At 65.6% G+C, this 17,946-nt stretch carries 17 protein-coding genes; 8 read left to right on the forward strand and 9 right to left on the reverse strand.

Annotated elements, in window-relative coordinates; all coding sequences use genetic code 11:
* Positions 1–57 precede the first annotated feature (57 nt).
* Complete coding sequence (nadC, locus tag FFS35_RS15110; RefSeq protein WP_137787922.1) at positions 58–903, reverse strand: carboxylating nicotinate-nucleotide diphosphorylase; 846 nt, start codon at positions 901–903, stop codon at positions 58–60.
* Positions 900–1,388, reverse strand: coding sequence for an SH3 domain-containing protein (locus FFS35_RS15115; protein WP_137787923.1), 489 nt, complete (start codon positions 1,386–1,388; stop codon positions 900–902). Before FFS35_RS15115 ends, nadC begins: the two co-directional genes overlap by 4 nt.
* Before the next feature lie 96 nt (positions 1,389–1,484).
* Between FFS35_RS15115 and FFS35_RS15120 the strand changes: the two genes are divergently transcribed.
* On the forward strand, positions 1,485–2,483 hold the full coding sequence (locus tag FFS35_RS15120) for a D-glycerate dehydrogenase (RefSeq protein WP_137787924.1): 999 nt from the start codon (positions 1,485–1,487) through the stop codon (positions 2,481–2,483).
* Here the strand turns inward: FFS35_RS15120 and FFS35_RS15125 are convergent.
* The 5 genes from FFS35_RS15125 to FFS35_RS15145 form a co-directional block, all read right to left on the reverse strand.
* Positions 2,480–2,659, reverse strand: a complete 180-nt coding sequence (locus FFS35_RS15125) for a hypothetical protein (RefSeq protein ID WP_137787925.1) — start codon at positions 2,657–2,659, stop codon at positions 2,480–2,482. The genes FFS35_RS15120 and FFS35_RS15125 overlap by 4 nt on opposite strands.
* A 133-nt stretch (positions 2,660–2,792) precedes the next feature.
* Entirely contained in the window at positions 2,793–4,196 is a 1,404-nt protein-coding gene (locus FFS35_RS15130) for a nitronate monooxygenase (protein WP_137787926.1), read from the reverse strand.
* 83 nt (positions 4,197–4,279) lie between these two features.
* Positions 4,280–5,419, reverse strand: a complete 1,140-nt coding sequence (locus tag FFS35_RS15135) for a glycosyltransferase (protein WP_137787927.1) — start codon at positions 5,417–5,419, stop codon at positions 4,280–4,282.
* A 47-nt stretch (positions 5,420–5,466) separates the two neighbouring features.
* Positions 5,467–6,582, reverse strand: a complete 1,116-nt coding sequence (locus tag FFS35_RS15140; protein ID WP_137787928.1) for a glycosidase — start codon at positions 6,580–6,582, stop codon at positions 5,467–5,469.
* A gap of 31 nt (positions 6,583–6,613) precedes the next feature.
* Entirely contained in the window at positions 6,614–7,489 is an 876-nt protein-coding gene (locus FFS35_RS15145; protein WP_137787929.1) for an alpha/beta hydrolase, read from the reverse strand.
* 37 nt (positions 7,490–7,526) lie between these two features.
* On the opposite strand from FFS35_RS15145, the gene FFS35_RS15150 reads away from it, so the two are divergent.
* Positions 7,527–8,885: a protein adenylyltransferase SelO family protein gene (locus FFS35_RS15150; RefSeq protein ID WP_137787964.1), complete on the forward strand. Its 1,359-nt coding sequence runs from the start codon at positions 7,527–7,529 to the stop codon at positions 8,883–8,885.
* 72 nt (positions 8,886–8,957) lie between these two features.
* Positions 8,958–10,370 carry a succinylglutamate-semialdehyde dehydrogenase gene (gene astD, locus FFS35_RS15155; RefSeq protein ID WP_137787930.1) on the forward strand — a complete coding sequence of 471 codons (1,413 nt, stop codon included), beginning with the start codon at positions 8,958–8,960 and terminating at the stop codon, positions 10,368–10,370.
* Positions 10,371–10,412: 42 nt separating this feature from the next.
* Here the strand turns inward: astD and FFS35_RS15160 are convergent, their stop codons facing one another.
* On the reverse strand, positions 10,413–12,248 hold the full coding sequence (locus FFS35_RS15160) for a DUF885 domain-containing protein (RefSeq protein WP_137787931.1): 1,836 nt from the start codon (positions 12,246–12,248) through the stop codon (positions 10,413–10,415).
* Between the two features lie 116 nt (positions 12,249–12,364).
* Between FFS35_RS15160 and cobA the strand changes: the two genes are divergently transcribed.
* The 5 genes from cobA to FFS35_RS15185 are packed head-to-tail and all read left to right on the forward strand — an operon-like array spanning position 12,365 to position 16,258.
* Positions 12,365–13,153, forward strand: a complete 789-nt coding sequence (cobA, locus tag FFS35_RS15165) for a uroporphyrinogen-III C-methyltransferase (protein ID WP_137787965.1) — start codon at positions 12,365–12,367, stop codon at positions 13,151–13,153.
* Positions 13,150–13,446, forward strand: coding sequence for a DUF2849 domain-containing protein (locus FFS35_RS15170; RefSeq protein ID WP_137787932.1), 297 nt, complete (start codon positions 13,150–13,152; stop codon positions 13,444–13,446). Before cobA ends, FFS35_RS15170 begins: the two co-directional genes overlap by 4 nt.
* On the forward strand, positions 13,446–15,077 hold the full coding sequence (locus tag FFS35_RS15175; protein ID WP_137787933.1) for a nitrite/sulfite reductase: 1,632 nt from the start codon (positions 13,446–13,448) through the stop codon (positions 15,075–15,077). The genes FFS35_RS15170 and FFS35_RS15175 overlap by 1 nt, the downstream gene beginning before the upstream one ends.
* Positions 15,070–15,507 (forward strand): DUF934 domain-containing protein, encoded by a 438-nt coding sequence (locus FFS35_RS15180; RefSeq protein ID WP_137787934.1) that lies wholly within the window; start codon positions 15,070–15,072, stop codon positions 15,505–15,507. Before FFS35_RS15175 ends, FFS35_RS15180 begins: the two co-directional genes overlap by 8 nt.
* Positions 15,500–16,258: a phosphoadenylyl-sulfate reductase gene (locus tag FFS35_RS15185; protein WP_137787935.1), complete on the forward strand. Its 759-nt coding sequence runs from the start codon at positions 15,500–15,502 to the stop codon at positions 16,256–16,258. The genes FFS35_RS15180 and FFS35_RS15185 overlap by 8 nt, the downstream gene beginning before the upstream one ends.
* A 95-nt stretch (positions 16,259–16,353) precedes the next feature.
* Here FFS35_RS15185 and FFS35_RS15190 read toward each other — a convergent pair whose 3' ends face one another.
* On the reverse strand, positions 16,354–17,850 hold the full coding sequence (locus tag FFS35_RS15190; RefSeq protein ID WP_137787936.1) for a replicative DNA helicase: 1,497 nt from the start codon (positions 17,848–17,850) through the stop codon (positions 16,354–16,356).
* Positions 17,851–17,946 lie beyond the last annotated feature (96 nt).

A 17,946-nucleotide genomic window follows, 5' to 3' on the forward strand; every position in this document is an offset into this window, starting at 1 on the left:
GATTGTTCCCCTTTTTCGCGGCGGAGGTTAGCGGCGGCAATCCCCCGCGCAAGCCATTCACGCCAGTGCGAAATCCAGCCCGATGTCCGCCGCCGGGGCCGATTGGGTGATCCGCCCGACACTGACATAGGTGACGCCGGTTTCCGCGATCGCGCGGATCGTCTCCAGCGTGACGCCGCCTGACGCTTCCACCGGCACGCGGCCGCCGATGAGCGTCACCGCGCCGCGCAGCATCGGCGGTGCCATATTATCCAGCAACAGATAGGTGGCACCAGCCGCGAGGGCCGGCTCGATCTGATCGATCCGATCGACCTCCACGATGATCTCCGCGATCGCCGCCGCCCTGGCGCGCGCCACCGCTTCGGCCACGCCGCCAGCCACCGCGACGTGATTATCCTTGATCATCGCCGCATCCCACAGGCCCATGCGGTGGTTCTTCGCGCCGCCCATGCGCGTCGCATATTTTTCCAGCCGCCTTAGGCCCGGGATCGTCTTGCGCGTGTCTAGCAGGGTCGCGCCGGTGCCGGCAATGCGGTCGACATAGGCGCGCGTCAGCGTCGCTATTCCCGAAAGATGCTGCGCGGTGTTGAGCGCCGAGCGCTCCGCCGTGAGCATCGCGCGGGCGGCGCCCGCCAGCCGCATCAGCGGCGTGCCGCGCGCCACCTTCGTGCCATCGGCCACCAGCAACTCGATCGTGACCCCCGGATCGAGCGTGCGGAAGAAGGCCGCGGCGATTTCCAGCCCGGCGACGGTGATCGCATCGCGCGTGGCCATCACCGCGCGAAAACGCGCCTCGGCCGGGATCACCGCATCGGAGGTGACATCGCCGTCGTGGCCCAGATCCTCCGCCAGTGTCGCGCGGACGAACGCATCGAGATCGAAGCCGTCGAGCGCGAAGGTCACGGCAACGTCTCCTCGGGCGATACCCCCCACAGATGCCCGGTCTCGACGAAGCCCGCGCGTCCGGTCACGTCGAAGCGACACCAGCCGCCGCCGCACTGGCTGATGCGCCCCACGACGCCCGGCTCGGCCCGCCACACCACCTTTGCGCCAGCCGCCGGCTTCTCGCGCAGATCGGCGACCTCGCCTTGCACCAGCGCAGTTCGACGCTGGCTGACCATCTTGCCCTGCATCCAGCCCTGCACGCCCGCCGGATCCTCCACCTTGCGCCAGTCCTGGAAGCTATCCACGACCCGCACCGGCAGATCCGCGCGCACATAGAGCCATGTGGCGGGATAGGTGCGCCCCGGCCCGCTCCGCATCCGCGCACGTGACGGCGCGAGCGACGCGAAATACGGCCCCTTCTTCGGCGGATCGGCCGCGATCGCCTCGCCCGCGATCAGCACACCCGCCATCATCATGGCCAAGAACACCATCGGCGCCCGCATCTCATTCCCCTTTTGCCGAAGCGATCCGACCTTTCACGCTTCGCTCGATCGATCAATCCCGTTGACGACAGCCAAGCCGTTCGCCAAGCCCCTTTCATGGTCGAAACGCGTCGCTGCGCCAATCCGAAGGTGATCGTTACCCGCGAGCTGCCGGACGCGGTAATGGATCGGCTGGAGGCGCTGTTCGACACCGCCAACAATCGCAGCGATCGCGCGATGACCCGCGCGCAACTGGCCACAGCAATGGCCGACTGCGACGTGCTGGTGCCGACGATGACCGACACGATCGATGCCGATCTGATCGCGGGCGCGGGTGAGCGGCTCAAGCTGATCGCGAATTTCGGCGCGGGCGTGAACCATATCGATCTGAAGGCAGCGCGCGCGCGCGGCATCATCGTCACCAACACTCCCGGCGTGCTGACCGAGGACACCGCCGACATGACGCTGGCACTGATTCTCTCGGTGCCCCGCCGGCTGGCGGAAGGCGAGAAGCTGGTGCGATCCGGCCAGTGGACGGGCTGGAGCCCCGGCGGAATGCTCGGCCACCGCATCGGCGGCAAGGCGCTGGGCATCGTCGGCATGGGGCGGATCGGCCAGGCGGTGGCGCGGCGCGCCCGCGCCTTCGGCCTCTCGATCCACTATCATAACCGTCACCGCTTGCCGAAGGTGGTGGAGGCCGAATTCGGCGCGCAATGGCACCCCAATCTCGATGAGATGCTCGGCGCGATCGATGTTCTGACGATCCACACGCCGCTCAACGACGACAGCCGCGATCTGCTCGACGCACGCCGCATCGCGCTGATGCAGCCGCACGTCTATCTCATCAATACCAGTCGCGGCGGCGTGGTGGATGAGGATGCGATGGTCGCGGCGCTGGAACAGGGCCTGCTTGCCGGCGCCGGGCTGGACGTGTGGCGACACGAGCCGGAGATCGATCCGCGCCTGCTCGCCCTGTCCAATGTCGTGATGACCCCGCACATGGGTTCGGCCACCTATGAGGGGCGCGCGGCGACCGGTGAGAAGGTAATCGCGAATATACGCATGTGGGCGGATGGTCACCGCCCGCCCGATCAGGTGCTGGAGGGCTGGGCCTAAGCCGCCGCCGCCCGGTTCTCGCCATTCATCGCGGCGACGAAGCGACGGCAATGCAGCCGGCAGAGCTCGTCATGGCTGGCCGAGGCGTCGGCGCTTGGCGTGCGAATGGCGTGAACCGCCTCCTGATAGGCGCGGCGGCTGTGATAGGTGCGATCCGGGCTCAGGTGCGGGCTCATCTCGAATTTCCTTTCGATGACCCCTCGGTGCATAGTTGCCGATTGCTGCACCAGCATGTCCGCGCTGTTACGTTGCGGAACAATCTCCCTCGGCGTGGCCGCAGATCCTGCAGCTCCGCCGCATGTGAGAAACTCAATCCCCCGTCAGGATGCGATCGACGAGTTGCTTCACCGTCGGCACGAAACCGTTCGAATAGAACGGGTCACGCCTGAAATTGAACGCGGCGTGGCCGGCGAACATCAGATTCTGCTCGGTATCGCCGCCGTGCGCGATCTCCTGCAACGTCTTCTGGATGCAGAAACTGCGCGGATCGGCCAGGCGCCCGGTGGAATTGGTGTCTGTATCGGCCCAGCTCGAGAACAGGCACTGGCTGAGGCAGCCCATACAATCGGCCTGATCCTTGCGGATCTCGGTTTTCTCGCCCGGCGTCACGAAGACGAGCGTATTGTCCGGCGTCTTCAGCGCGTCGGTGAAGCCAGCGCCGAACCATTCGCGTGCGCGCAGCAGATCGTTGCGCGTCACCCAGAAATTCCTGCCCTTCACGCCAACGTCGAGCTGGAAGACGTGATCCCCGGCTTCCTGCGTGGAAAAGGCGATCTGCCGGTCGGAGCGCGCCTCGAGGTGGCGCAGGAACGGATTGCGCACGGCGGACGAATAGAAGCCGGTCGGGGAAAAGCGATGCAGGAGGACATCGCCCTCCTCGATCGTCATCAGCCGTTCCTTCCAGCCTTCCGGGATCGGGCTTTCCTTGGTCAACAGCGGGCGCGTGCCATATTGAAAGGCGATCTGGCCTAGCTCGGGATTGTCGATCCAGTCACTCCAGTCGCGCAGATACCAGACGCCGCCGGCCATCACGATCGGCGTCGAATCCGGGATGCCGCCCTCGCGCATCGTTTCGCGCAGCGCCTTCACACGGGGATAGGGATCTTCCGGCTTCAGCGGATCTTCGGCGTTCGACAGACCGTTGTGCCCGCCGGCGAGCCACGGATCCTCGTACACCACCGCACCCAGGAGATGCGCGACCTTTGAATAGGCGCGCTTCCACAATGCGCGAAAGGCACGCGCGGAGGAGACGATCGGCAGATAATTCACATCGTACGACGCCGCGATCTCACTCAGCTTGTACGGCATGCCCGCGCCGCAGGTGACGCCCGCCACCATGCCGCGCGTCCGTTCGAGCACACCGGTCAGCACGCGTTGCGCGCCGCCCATTTCCCATAATACGTTGATGTTGATCGCGCCCTTGCCGCCGGCGATCTCGAACGCGCGGCGCACCTGCTGCACGGCGCCTTCCACGGCATAAGCGATCAGTTCCTCGTGCCGCTCGCGCCGGGTGAGCGCCTTGTAGACCTGCGGAATGATCTTTCCCTCAGGATCATAGCTGTCGGCGTTGACGGCCGAGACGGTGCCGATGCCGCCGGCCGCCGCCCACGCGCCGGCCGAAGCGTGATTGGTTGCCGCAACGCCTTTTCCGCCCTCGACGAGCGGCCACACCTCGCGGCCGTTGTAGACGATCGGCTTCAGACCCTTGAACACGGCTATTCGACACCTTTCGGACGTATTTTCATTCGCTATAACGCAAGAGCGCGGGGATGCGAGTAAATTGCGTTGCGCGTCGCTCAGCCGCCAAGCGCGCCCGGCCGGCCGATCGCTTCCTCATAGAGCGCGGTATAGCGCGCGATCATCACGCTTTCATCATATTGGGCGCGCGCCTTCGCCTGATTCGCCGCGCCCACCGCCGCGCGCAACGCCGCGTCCCGCAGCAGCGGCTGCATCGCGTCGCGCAGTTGCACCTCGGTCGCCTGCGCGGCGATGAAGGGCAGATTTTCGGCCGCCACCATCCGCGCCACATCGCCCACCGGGGTCGAGACAATTGGCAAACCGGCGGCCATCGCCTCCATCACCGAGATCGGAAGCTGCTCGGAACGCGAGGAAAGCGCGAGCAGATCGAAATGCCGCATATACCGATACGGGCGATCCACGAACCCCGGCATCACCAGCCGGTCGTCGATCCCCATCGCCAGCGCCTGCCGCTCGATCGCGGCCCGTTCCGGCCCCTCGCCAACGATCACGAGCCGGTATTTGCCTGCCAGCCCGCCGACCGCGCGGACGAGCGCCGGCAAATCCTTCACCGCGCGCAGGCCCGCGACGGTGCCGATCACCACCTCCTTCGGCTTGCGGGTGAAGCCGGGGATCGCGTTCGGCTCGGGCGCGCGGGAATAGGCCATGGTGGCGATCCCGTTGACGATACGGTGCACCTTGCCGCGCGGCTGCTTCCACGCCTCCAGCGCGATCCGCTCCAGCGTTTCCGAAGGCACCGCCAGCGCATGCGCGGCACCAAGCGCGAGGCGGCGGTAGAGGTTGCGCTCTCGCTTCAGCCCGCCCGCCTCATCCTCGTTGAAGCCATCCTCGTGGTGGACAAGCGGCGGCACGCCCCTGCCGAACACGCGCCGCGCCATCGATCCGTCGATCGCGCCCCAGTTATAGCTTAGCACCAGATCGAACCCGCGCATGTAGCGCGCAATCGCCTCGTAGCGCTTTACCGATGGCTTGCCCGTCAGCGGTGGCGGGCTCTGCGCGATCTCATAGGCGACGCCCGTTTCGATCTGGTCGCGTGCGCCGTAATGCCCGTCCATCGACGACACGATCACATGGCGCGCGCGATCCCCGAAGGCGTTCATCAGCCGCACCGCGCGCGCCTCCTTTCCGCCGAGATCGAAGGTGGAATGGAGGTGGAGAATGCGGATCGGCCCAGCCATGCTCGCGCCCCTACCCCATCCACTCCGCAAACGGGAGAGGCCTGCGCCTAGCCGATCACCCCCTTCGGCACATGCGTGATCCGGCACGCGAGGTCAGCCTCGCCGCTCGCCACCACCCAATGATCGCCACCATCGGCGATGCCCGTCGTGAAGACGATGTTGTCGAGATACATCTGGTCGCTGATCGGATCGGTGAGCGCGGAATTCGGCTCGATCAGCGGCGCGCTGCCGCTGGCGATGATCCGCCAGGGCTCGTCCCGGTCCAGCAGCGTCCAATACGTCCGATAGATGCCGACCATGCCGTGCGGCTCCACGCCATGCCACAGCGTGAGCCAGCCGGCGTCCGTCCTGATCGGTGGCGCCCCGCCCCCCATTCGCGCGCTGGCGACGGTGGCGGCATGCGGGCGGATGCCGGGATGCTCGCTCGGCTTCCAGTGCAGCGCATCGGGCGAACTGGCGAGGTTTATCGATGGCCCCGCGCGCCATTCGCTATCGGGCGGATAGGCGAAGTAGAGTTCGCCCAGCGGCCGGGTCTGCGCCCAGTATTTTCCGTGGATCAGCCCCTCGAAGATCAGCATGTCCTTATTCTGGTGATCGAGCACGATGCCCTCCAGCGTCCAGTCCAGTGCATCGTCGCTGGTGTAGAGCGCGGTCGCCAGCCGCTCCGGGCTGACGGAGCAGGCGGTCATCAGATATCGATCGCCCACGCGGCTGATGCGCGGATCCTCCACGCCATAGCATTGCCACGGCGCGCGCGGGGCGATCGCGCGATCGTAGTGCACGGCCAAGACGCGCCGCCCGTCCGCATCCAGCTCGACCGGCAACAGCCATGAGAGCGAGGTCAGCGCGATCACCCGCCACCCGCCGCCGCGCATCGCCACGACGCGGGGATCGGCGATGTCGACCAGTTGCAGCGGCCAGTGATCGAGCCGGCAACCCGCACCGTCCCATCGCATCGAACGGACCTGGCCGTTCACGATCGGCTCTTTCAGCGCCTCCGCCACGCGCACCATCAGCAACAGATTGCCGTTGGCAAGCCGCGTCATCCCCGGATTGAACGCCCCCAGCACATAGGTTTCCGCGTCGACCCGCCCCGCGAGCGGCGAACGCGCGAGATCGACGTCGGCGGGGGCGAATATCAGATGGTCGAGCGGAAAGGTCATGATGGCTCCGGCAATGCACCGGAACGACGCCTCACGCCCGTGCCGGTTCCCGATCGGCTTGGGCAAGCAGCCGGAGGATCGCGTCATCCACCCCCGCCTCGTCGAGCGTCGGCGCATGGCCGATGCCCGGCACCGTCAGCAGCGCCGCCCCCGGCATCGTCTCGATCATCCGCGCCGCCGTGGCTTCGGAAAGGATATCGGAAGTGCCGCCACGCACCACCAGCACCGGCACGTCGCCCAGCGCGGCAAGCGCACGCCACATGTCCGGCCCCGCTTCCGCGCCCGGCACACGAAACGGCTCGGCGATCTTCAGATCATAGTCGAGCACGATCCGCCCGGCGTTGTTCAGGCGATACAGCCGCTTGGCCATCGCGAGCCACGCCTCGATCGGCCAGGCGGGATAGACATCGGCATTCGATTCCGCGAGCGCGCGCGCCGCGTGCATCCACGTCGGGAACACGCTCGGCTTGCCGACATAGCTGCGGATACGCGCCAGCCCGTCGGCATCGATCTCCGGCCCGACATCGTTGAGCACCGCGCCGGCGATGCGCCCGGGCAGCATGGCGGCGAGCAGCATCGTCACGATCCCGCCCAGGGACGTGCCGATCGAAACGAAACGCCCGATGCCCGCTTCGTCGATCAGCGCGGCAACGTCCTGCGCATAGGTGAGCGGGCCATAGCTCATCGGATCCTTGGCGTAGGCACTCTCGCCGCGCCCGCGAAACTCGATCGCGATCACGCGCCGCGTTCCGCAAAGCCGCTCCGCCAGCGCCGCATAATCGCGCGCGTTGCGGGTAAGGCCCGGCATGCACAGCACCGGCAGCGCAGCCGGATCGCCCGGATAATCGCGCGCATGAAGGCGGAGGCCATCCTTCGACCACCAATACAGATCCTGATAGGCGGCCATGCTTGAACCTTTGCTGCGATGCACCCCATATCGCCGGATGCCCTTCGACCCGCAAGCGTATCGACCGGAAGCCGCGCTCCTTTCGCTGGGAGATGCCTTTTACGATCCCGTCGCGGCGGCGGATTTTCCCGAAACACGGCTGCGCTTCCGCAACGATCGCGCCGCGCGCGAGGTGGGGCTGGGCATGCTCACCGACGCCGAATGGATCGCCCATTTCGGCAGATTCGCGCCGCTGCCCGGCTCGCTGCCGCAGCCGCTCGCGCTGCGCTATCACGGCCATCAGTTCCGCGTTTACAACCCGGAGATCGGCGACGGGCGGGGCTTCACCTTCGCGCAGCTTCGCGATGGCACGGGCAGGCTTCTCGACCTCGGCACCAAAGGGTCGGGGCAGACGCCGTGGAGCCGCTTCGGAGACGGGCGCCTGACGCTGAAGGGCGGCGTGCGCGAAATCCTGGCGAGCGAGATGCTGGAGGCGCTGAACGTCCCCACGTCGCGCACCTTCTCGCTGATCGAGACGGGCGAGGCGCTCCAGCGCAACGACGAGCCTTCCCCCACCCGCTCGGCGGTGCTGGTCCGGCTGAGCCACAGTCATATCCGCATCGGCACGTTCCAGCGGCTCGCCTATCAGCGCGACGAGGGCGCGATGCGGCGGCTGGTCAGCTACGTCCTGCGCGAGCTTTACGGCGAGGACAGCGACGATCCCCTTCGCCTGCTCGACCTGGTCATCACGCGCACCGCGACGCTCGCCGCGCGCTATATGGCCGCGGGCTTCGTCCATGGCGTGCTCAATTCGGACAATATCAACCTCACGGGCGAAAGCTTCGATTACGGCCCATGGCGGTTCGCGGAGACCTGGGATCCCGGCTTCACCGCCGCTTATTTCGATCACGCCAATCTATACGCCTTCGGCCGCCAGCCGGAGGCGATCCACTGGGACGTGATGCAGCTGGCGATCTCGCTGCGGCTGCTGGTGGAGGCGGAGCCGATGATCGCGCTGCTCGACAAGTTCGGTGATCGCTACCAGCCCGCTATTACCGCAGCGATGCTATGGCGACTTGGCCGCACATCGATCGACCCGGCGACTGATCGCGCCCTCGTTCAGTCAATCGAACGCGCCCTGCGCACCAGCCGCACCGCGGTCGATCGTTTCTTCTTTGACGCTTTCGCACAGGAACTGCCCCCCGAATATGGCCCGGAATGGGACGATTCACGCGCCTTGCTGGCGCGCCATGCGTTTCGTTCGTCGCGCACGCATGGCTATTGGCGCGGCGGGCCATGCGCGATGCTGATCGACGAAGTGGAGGCGATCTGGTCACGCATCGCCGAAGCGGATGACTGGTCGGCGCTCGACGCCAAGGTGTCGCACATAAGGGAAATGGGGGAAGCGCTGGCGTAGCTTGTCGAATGCCGCAGATATTCTCTACACTCGATGGCGGGATCGCGCGCGATCGCTGGGGGGATGATTACGATGGCCACCGAACTCGTCTCATACGAGCCGGCAACCGGCAGCGAACTGTGGCGCGCGCCGATCAGCGACGTCGATGCCGAGGTGGCAGCCGCGCGCAGTGGATGGGCGAACTGGGCGGCCCGCGCGCTGACTGTCCGCATCGAAACGCTGCGCCGCTTTGCCAACGTGGTCCGCGCGCGCGCCGATGCCTTTGCCGAACTGATCGCGCGTGAGACCGGCAAGCCGTTGTGGGAAGCGCGGACCGAAGTGGACACGGTCATCGCGAAGGTCGACATCTCGGTCAGCGCCTATGCCGAGCGCACCGCGCAGCGCCGGCTCGATTCCCCGATGGGCAGCCGCATGGCGCTGCGCCACAAGCCGCACGGCGTGCTCGCGGTGCTGGGGCCATATAATTTTCCGGCGCACCTGCCCAATGGCCACATCGTCCCCGCCCTGCTCGCGGGCAATGCCGTCGTATTCAAGCCATCCGAAAAAACGCCGGCGACCGGCGTGTTCCTGGCCGACTGCCTGATCGAGGCGGGCGTTCCCGAGGCGTGCATCCGCGTCGTGATCGGCGGCCCGGACGAAGGCCGCGCGCTCGCCGCGCATGACGGGATCGACGGGCTGTTGTTCACAGGTTCCGCTCGCACGGGCCTCGCGCTCAATCGCGCGTTCGCGGAGAAGCCGGAGAAGATCCTCGCGCTCGAAATGGGCGGCAACAATCCGATCGTGGTGTGGGACACACCCGATCTCTGGCAGGCAGCCGTCCTTATCGCTCAATCCGCCTTCACCACCTCGGGCCAGCGCTGTACCGCGGCGCGCCGGCTGATCGTGGACGACAATCTGTACGAGCCGCTGATGGAGCAGCTCAACAAGCTGGTCGCGCGCCTCATCGTTGACGAACCGTTCGCCAATCCCGCCCCGTTCATGGGCCCGGTCATCGACAATGACGCGGCGGATCAGCTCAGCGACAGCTTTCTCGAGTTGTTGATGAAGGGCGGCCGGCCAATCCGCCATCTGGAGCGACCGATCGCGGGCAGGCCCTTCCTGCTGCCGGCTCTGATCGATGTAACGGGCGTAGAGGGTCTTCCCGACGCCGAATTGTTCGGCCCGGTATTGCAGATCACCCGCTGCAATGATTTCGACGCGGCGATCACCGAGGCGAACAATACGCGCTACGGCCTGTCAGCGTCGCTCATCAGCCAGACACCGCAATTGTTCGATCGTTTCTGGGCCCGGGCGCGCGCCGGCATCGTGAACTGGAACAAGCCGACAAACGGCGCCTCGTCCGGCGCACCGTTCGGCGGCATCGGCTGGTCAGGCAACCATCGTCCGAGCGCCTTCTACGCGGCGGACTATTGCGCCTATCCTGTAGTAAGCAACGAGGCGGACGCCGCTCGCGCCACGATCGGCATCGGCCTCAACGAAGGCTGATGCCCTCCGTCACCCGGCGGCGGCGGAGGGCATGACGGTGGCCTACTTTCCGCCCGCCGTCACCCAGGCGTGGATTTTCTCCTCAAGCACCGGCATCGGCAGCGCGCCCGTATCCAGCACTTGCGCATGGAAGGCGCGCGGATCGAATTTGGCGCCCAGCTCCGTCTTGGCCGTTGCCTTCAGCCGCGAGATGGTGAGCTGGCCGATCTTGTAAGCCAGTGCTTGCCCGGGAATTGCGATATAGCGTTCGACCTCCGCGGTAGCGTCGGTCTTTCCCATCGGCGAATTTTCGAGCATGTAGGTGATCGACTGATCGCGCGTCCAGCCCTTGGCGTGGATGCCGGTGTCGACCACCAGCCGCATCGCGCGCAGCATCTCGTCGTTCAGCCCGCCCATCCGCTGATAGGGATCGGTTTCCACGCCCAGATCGTGCCACAGCGTTTCCGCGTACAAGCCCCAGCCCTCGGCATAGGCGGTGTTGCCGCCGAAGCGCATGAACGCCGGCAGCGCCGCATTCTCCTGCGCGATACTGATCTGGAAGTGATGCCCCGGCACCGCCTCGTGCAGGTACAGCGTCTCCATTTCCCACATGTAGCGTGAGGGCAGATCATAGGTATTGTAATAGAAAACGCCCGGCCGTGATCCGTCCGGCGTGCCGCCTTGATAGGAGCCCCCGGCCTCGGTCTTTTCCTTGTAGGCCGGCACCGCGCGTATCTCGAGCGGGGTCTTGGGAATGAGCGAGAACTGCTCGCGCACCCGCGCGTCGACACGCTTGCCGATCGCCTCATAACCTTCGCGGAGCTGTTCGGCCGAGCTTGGCTGGAATTTCTTGTCGGTGCGCAATTCCGTGAAGAATTCCGCCAGCGTCCCCTTGAAACCGACCGCCTTCTTCTGCGCCTCCATCTCGGTGCGGATGCGTGCGACCTCCCGGAGCCCGAGCTGGTGAACATCCTCCGCCTTCAACGGCAGCGTGGTGTTGCTCTCGATCAGATATTCGTAGAGCTTCACGCCGCCCGGCATCCCTGAAAGGCCAACGCTGTCGCGCGCATGGGCGAGATAATCGTTGGCGAGATAGTCGCGCATCCGCTTGTGCGCGGGGATCAGCACGTCGCGGATCTGCGTCGCATAGGCCGCGCGGAGCCGGGCCTGATCGGCGGCGGAAATGCCGTCCGGGAATTTCTTCACCGGGCCGTAGAACACCGATCCCTCGACACCCTGGTTGATGAGATTGTCGAACTGCTCGATCATGTTGCGCACGACGAGCTTGGGTTGGACGATATTCTCCTTTACCCCCTGCCTGAACAGCCCGATCGCGCGATCGAGGATCTGGGCATATTCGGCGTTGCGGGTCAGGTTGTTCTCGTAATCCACCAGCGTCTTGAATGGCGCTGCCCCCTGCCCGGAGGCGAAATCGGGGTAGAAAGTCTGGAAGCCGAAGAAGTGATCGATCGGGCGCAGGTTCGTCGCCTTCAGGATATCCGGGGCGAACCCGCGCAGCGTGATCTCGGTCTGGTTCTTGAACACGTCATAGGCGATCTGGTCGATATGCGTGAGCTTCGCGCGATCGATCCGCTTCAGCCCCGCCAGATCGTCCTCACTCGCCTTCTTCTCGGCCGCGAGATACGCATCGGTCAGGTAATTGCCCAGATGCGCGGCATAGCGCAGGTCGCCGCGAAAGATGCCGCTGACCGGATTACGCTTCAGGCTCGCCTCGTCGCTGTCGTGGAACAGCTTCTTCAGCCTGGCATCTTCCGGGCCATCCCCCGGCTGCGCGGCGGGTGGCGGCACCGCCTGGGCAGCGGCGATCGCTGGCGCGGCGAAGGCGGTGCCCGTTAGCAACAGGGCGGCGAACAAATTACGCAACGGCGTTATCCTCATCCATCAAGTGTTGCAGATGAATATAACACTTATCGGGTGGAGAAAAGCTGGTCTAGGCCGTGGCCAAGCAAGCCTCCGTTGCCGCCGCGCTCGCCGCGGCCCATCTGCGCATCACTATGGCGAGCCTTCTCGATCCCGACGCGCGCGGCCGCGTCATCCTTGTCGGCGCCGGCCCCGGCGATCCGGGCCTGCTCACGCTGCGCGCGGCGGAGGCGCTGCGCCAGGCGGACGTGGTGGTGCACGATGGCTTGATCGACCTGCGCGTACTCGATCTCGCCCCTCCGGCCGCACAGCGCATCTCGGTCGCCAAGCGCCGCGCCCGGCACACGCTGCCGCAGGAAGCGATCAACGCGCTCATCATCGCGCATGTGAAGGCCGGCAGCGTCGTTGTCCGCCTCAAGGGCGGGGATCCGTTCATCTTCGGTCGCGGTGGCGAGGAAGTGGAGGCGGTGCGCGCCGCGGGCCTGCCGGTCGAGGTGATCCCGGGCGTCTCGGCGGCGCTTGGTTGCGCGGCGGAGGCGATGCTGCCGCTGACCCACCGCGATCATTCGAGCGCGGTCAGCTTTGTGGCCGGCCAGTGCAAGGGCCTGTCCGAGCAGGATTGGGCCGGCCTCGCCGGGCAGGGCCGCACGCTCGTGATCTACATGGGCGTCGCCACTGCCGAGCAGATCGCCGACAAGCTCATGGCGGATGGCGTCGCACCCGACATGCCGGTTGCGGTACTGGAAAAGGGCACGCTGGCCGGGCATCGCGCGATCAAGACTTTATTGGCCGATCTCGGCGCGATGGTCGAACGTGAAGGGGTTGGCAGCCCTGCGATCATCGTTGTCGGCGAGGTGGTGGAACTCAGCGACGCCGAGGACAAACTGGCCCGGTGGGCGAAGGTTGCGGAGAATATCGCGTGAAGCTGCTGACCGGGAATGATCTGCCCACCGGCGATGTCGTCTGGTGGACGGGCACGGGCTGGTCGCGCCATGTCGAGGATGCGGTTGACGTCGGCGATCGGGGCGAGGCGATCGCGCAGGCCGAGGATGGCGCGCGACGCGTCAATGCCGCTTATGTGATCGACGCGACGGCAACCCCCGCCGGCCCGCGCCCCGCGCACATCAAGGATCGCGTCCGTGCACTCGGCCCCACGGTGCGCCCTGATCTGACACTCAAACCCGCCGATCCTAACGCTGGGAGCTGGGTCATCTGATGTATAAGTACGACCAATATGATCAGGCGATCGTCGACGCGCGCGTCGATGAATTCCGCGATCAGGTGAAGCGCCGCCTCGCCGGCCAGATCACCGAGGATCAGTTCAAGCCGCTTCGGCTGATGAACGGTCTCTATCTACAGCTTCACGCCTATATGCTGCGGGTCGCGATTCCCTATGGCACGCTGGACGGCCGACAGATGCGCATGCTTGGCCATATCGCGCGCAAATACGATCGCGGCTATGGCCATTTCACCACGCGCCAGAACATCCAGTACAACTGGATCAAGCTGGAGGATGCGCCGGATATCCTCGCCGATCTCGCCTCGGTTGAGATGCATGCGATCCAGACCAGCGGCAATTGCATCCGCAACATCAGCTCGGATCAATATGCCGGCGCCGCCGCCGACGAGGTCGCGGATCCGCGCCCTTGGGCCGAACTGTTGCGGCAGTGGAGCACCTTCCACCCCGAATTCAGTTTCCTGCCGCGCAAGTTCAAGATCGCGGTGATCGCCGCGCCGGAGGATCGCGCCGCGATGCGGCTCCACGATATCGGCATCGAGCTGGTGAAGCGCGATGGCATGCTCGGCGCGCGCATTTTCGTCGGCGGCGGCATGGGCCGCACCCCGATGATCGCGCCCGAAATCAAGGAATTCGTGCCCGCCGCCGATCTGCTCAGCTATCTCGAGGCGGCGCTGCGCGTGTACAATCGCTACGGCCGGCGGGACAATATCTACAAGGCGCGGATCAAGATTCTCATCCACGAGCTTGGCGCGGACGAGTATCGCCGGCAGGTGGAGGAGGAATTCGCGCTGGTCAAAACGCTGGGGATCGATCCCCCGGCCGCCGAGCTTGAACGCATCACCGCCTTCTTCGCGCCGCCCGCGTTCGAGACCGGGCTGGGCGATGCGGTCGATCGCAGCGATCCGGATTTCGCGGTCTGGCTCGATCAGAATGTGAAGCCGCACAAGCAGCCGGGCTATGCGATCGTCAACGTGTCGCTGAAGCCGGTCGCTGGGATTCCCGGTGACGCCTCGGCCGACCAGATTGACGTGCTCGCGGATCTCGCCGAGCGCTTCAGTTTCGATGAGCTGCGCGTCACCCATGCGCAGAACATCGTCCTGCCGCATGTCGCGCGCCGCGATCTGCCGGCGCTCTGGGCCGCGCTGTCCGACGCGGGGCTGGCCGAGGCGAACCTCGATCTCATCACCGATATCATCGCCTGCCCCGGGCTCGATTATTGCAGCCTCGCCAATGCGCGCTCGATCCCGGTCGCGCAGAAGATCGCGGCGCGCTTCGCCGATCTCGGGCGGCAGCGCGAGCTGGGCGAACTGAAGCTCAAGATATCCGGCTGCATCAACGCGTGCGGCCATCATCATGCCGGTCACATCGGCATCCTTGGCGTGGACCGTAAGGGCACGGAGAATTACCAGCTTCTGCTTGGCGGATCGGGGGCGCAGGATGCCAGCCTCGGCAAGATCACCGGCCCCGGCTTCAGCGAAGATGGCGTGGTCGATGCGATCGAGCGTGTGACCGACAAGTATCTGGCCGTGCGCGAGGATGGCGAACGCTTCCTCGATACGTATCGTCGCGTCGGCTTCGAGCCGTTCAAGGAAGCGATCTATGGCTGATGGCGATAACCTGCTGCGCTTCCGCGACGACGAGGCGCATGACGAGCCGGCCATTACGCTGGACAGTTTCCTCGCGGGGCAGACCAATGCCGGCGCAGTGCGGCTTGAGGCTGGCGACGACGCGCGCGCGCTGCTGCCGCATCTCGGCCAGATCGCACTGGTCGAGGTAAGCTTCCCCACGTTTCGGGACGGGCGCGGCTATTCGGCGGCGCGAATCCTTCGCGAGGCAGGGTATGCTGGCGAACTGCGCGCTTCGGGCGATTTGCTGGTCGATCAGGTGACCTTCATGCGCCGTTGCGGTTTTGACAGTTTCGCCCCGCAGGCGCCGATCGATGCAGCAGCGCTAGATCGCAGCCTCGCTCGCTATGCGCATCACTATCAGGCCGCCGCCGATGCCGCCGTGCCGGTGTGGAAGCTGCGTCATGGGTAAACCCGCCCGCATACTGGATACGATCGACGTGACGCCGGCCTTCGCTGCTGGAGACGCGGCGCTCTATGAGGCGCGGTTCGCCGGCATCTCGACGCAGGATATGCTCGCGGATTTGCTGAGGGGCGAGCTCAAGGGTCGGATCGCGGCGGTATCGTCGTTCGGCGCGGAATCCGCCGTGCTGCTGCACATGATCGCGGAAATCGATCGCGACGTGCCGGTGATCTTCACCAACACGCAGAAGATGTTCGGGGAAACGCTGGAATATCGCGACGAGCTGGCCGAGCGGCTGGGCTTCACCGATTTGCGCGTCTATCGCCCCGATCCACGCCTTCTCGCGACGAAGGATGCCAACGGCCTGCGCTGGTCATATGACCCGGACGGCTGCTGCGAGATCCGTAAGGTGGAGCCGTTGCGGCGCGCGCTTGCGCCGTTCGACGCATGGATATCCGGTCGTAAGGGCTTCCAGTCCAAGACCCGCGCGGGCATTCCCCGCTTCGAGATCGATGAGGGGCGACTTAAACTAAATCCGCTGGCGAACTGGGATCGCGCACGCCTCCAGGAATATTTCGATCAGCATGAACTGCCGCATCATCCGCTGGAGGCGGACGGTTATCCTTCGATCGGCTGCAAGCCCTGCACCTCTAAAGTGCAGCCAGGCGAAGATCCACGCGCCGGGCGGTGGCGCGGGTGGGACAAGGTGGAATGCGGCATCCATCTGCCAACAAGGCCGGGCGAAGAGCCGGCATTCTGACGACCGCGCGCACGATGCGATGAAGTGCGCGGGTTCGCGCTTGCCGCGGCGCTCAAGAACACCCCACGGATAGAGACGCGGCGTGCGCCGCCTTCTCAATAGCCGGCGTAATCGCTGAAACGCGTGATCGTCGGATCGAAGCGCAGCATGACCTTGCCGGTGGCGCCGTGCCGCTGCTTGGCGACGATCAGCTCGGCCAGCCCGAACACGCGCTCCATATTGGTCGCCCATTGCGCGTGTTCCTCGAACACCTTGCTGTCGTCGCCTTCCATCGGCCGCTTCGGCTCTTTCTGGCCAACATAATAATCCTCGCGGAACACGAACCACACCATGTCCGCGTCCTGCTCGATCGAGCCGGATTCGCGCAGATCCGAGAGCTGAGGACGCTTGTCCTCGCGCTGCTCGACCGCGCGGCTGAGCTGGGAAAGCGCCAGCACCGGCACGTTCATGTCCTTCGCGAGCGTCTTTAGCCCACGCGAAATCTCGGAGATTTCCTGCACACGATTGCCGTCGCTCGATTTGCCGCTGCCGGTGAGAAGCTGGAGGTAATCGACCACCACTAGCCCGATTTCGTTGTTGTGCCTCCGCTGGAGCCGGCGCACGCGGGTATGGAGGGCGCTGATCGAGAGACCGCCGGTGTCGTCGATGAAGAACGGGAGATTTTCAAGCTCGGCCGCCGCCGTCGCGAGCTTCTCGAATTCGGCGCGGCTGATCTTTCCCATGCGCAATGCTTCGGAACTGATGCCCGATTGCTCGGCCAGGATACGCGTTGCGAGCTGATCGGCGGACATTTCGAGGCTGAAAAACGCCACCTTCGCGCCTACCGACTGCGATGGCGGGATACCGTCCGCCATATCGCGCATCCAGCGCCGCGCCGCGTTGAAGGCGATGTTGGTAGCAAGCGAGGTTTTGCCCATGCCGGGGCGACCGGCGAGGATCATGAGATCCGAATGATGCATGCCGCCGATCTTGGCGTTGACCGAATCCAGCCCGGTGGTGACGCCCGACAGATTGCCGCCGGAATTGAGCGCGCGCTCTGCCATCTTCACGGCCATGGTGGTGGCCTGGACGAAGGTCTTGACGCTGTTCTCCGCTCCGCCATCGGCGGCGACCTTGAACAGTTCTTCCTCGGCCGCCTCGATCTGCGCGCGCGGGTTCACCTCCTCCGACGTATCCATGGCGCGATCGACCAGCGTGCGGCCAACCGAAACCAGCGCCCGCAACATCGACAGATCATAAATCTGCTGCGCGAACTGCCGCGCGCCGATCAGGCCAGCACCGGATCCGGTGAGGCTGGCGAGATAGGCGGGGCCACCCAGCTCCTTCATCCCCTCGTCCGCATCGAACATCGGGCGCAAAGTGACGGGGGTGGCGAGCATGTCGCTGCCGCGCAGCGTCTTGATCGCGGCGAAGATCCGTCCGTGCAACGGTTCGTAGAAATGCGCCGGCTCAAGCCGGTCGGCGATATCGTCGGCAAGCCGGTTGTCGATCATCATCGCGCCGAGCAGCGCGGCCTCCGCCTCCACGTTGCGTGGCAGGTGGATCGGCTCGGCGGAATTTGCGGCGGGGTGGGTGAATGCGAGCGTGGCCATCGCACCGGCTTCTACGCTCGCGTCCCCCGGCGGCTCAACCGTCTTGCGTCAAATGATGTGGATAATGCGGGTGGATTGTCGCGCGCGCCGTTCACC

This window comes from Sphingomonas sp. 3P27F8 (assembly GCF_005502745.1).
Taxonomy (GTDB): Bacteria; Pseudomonadota; Alphaproteobacteria; order Sphingomonadales; family Sphingomonadaceae; genus Sphingomonas.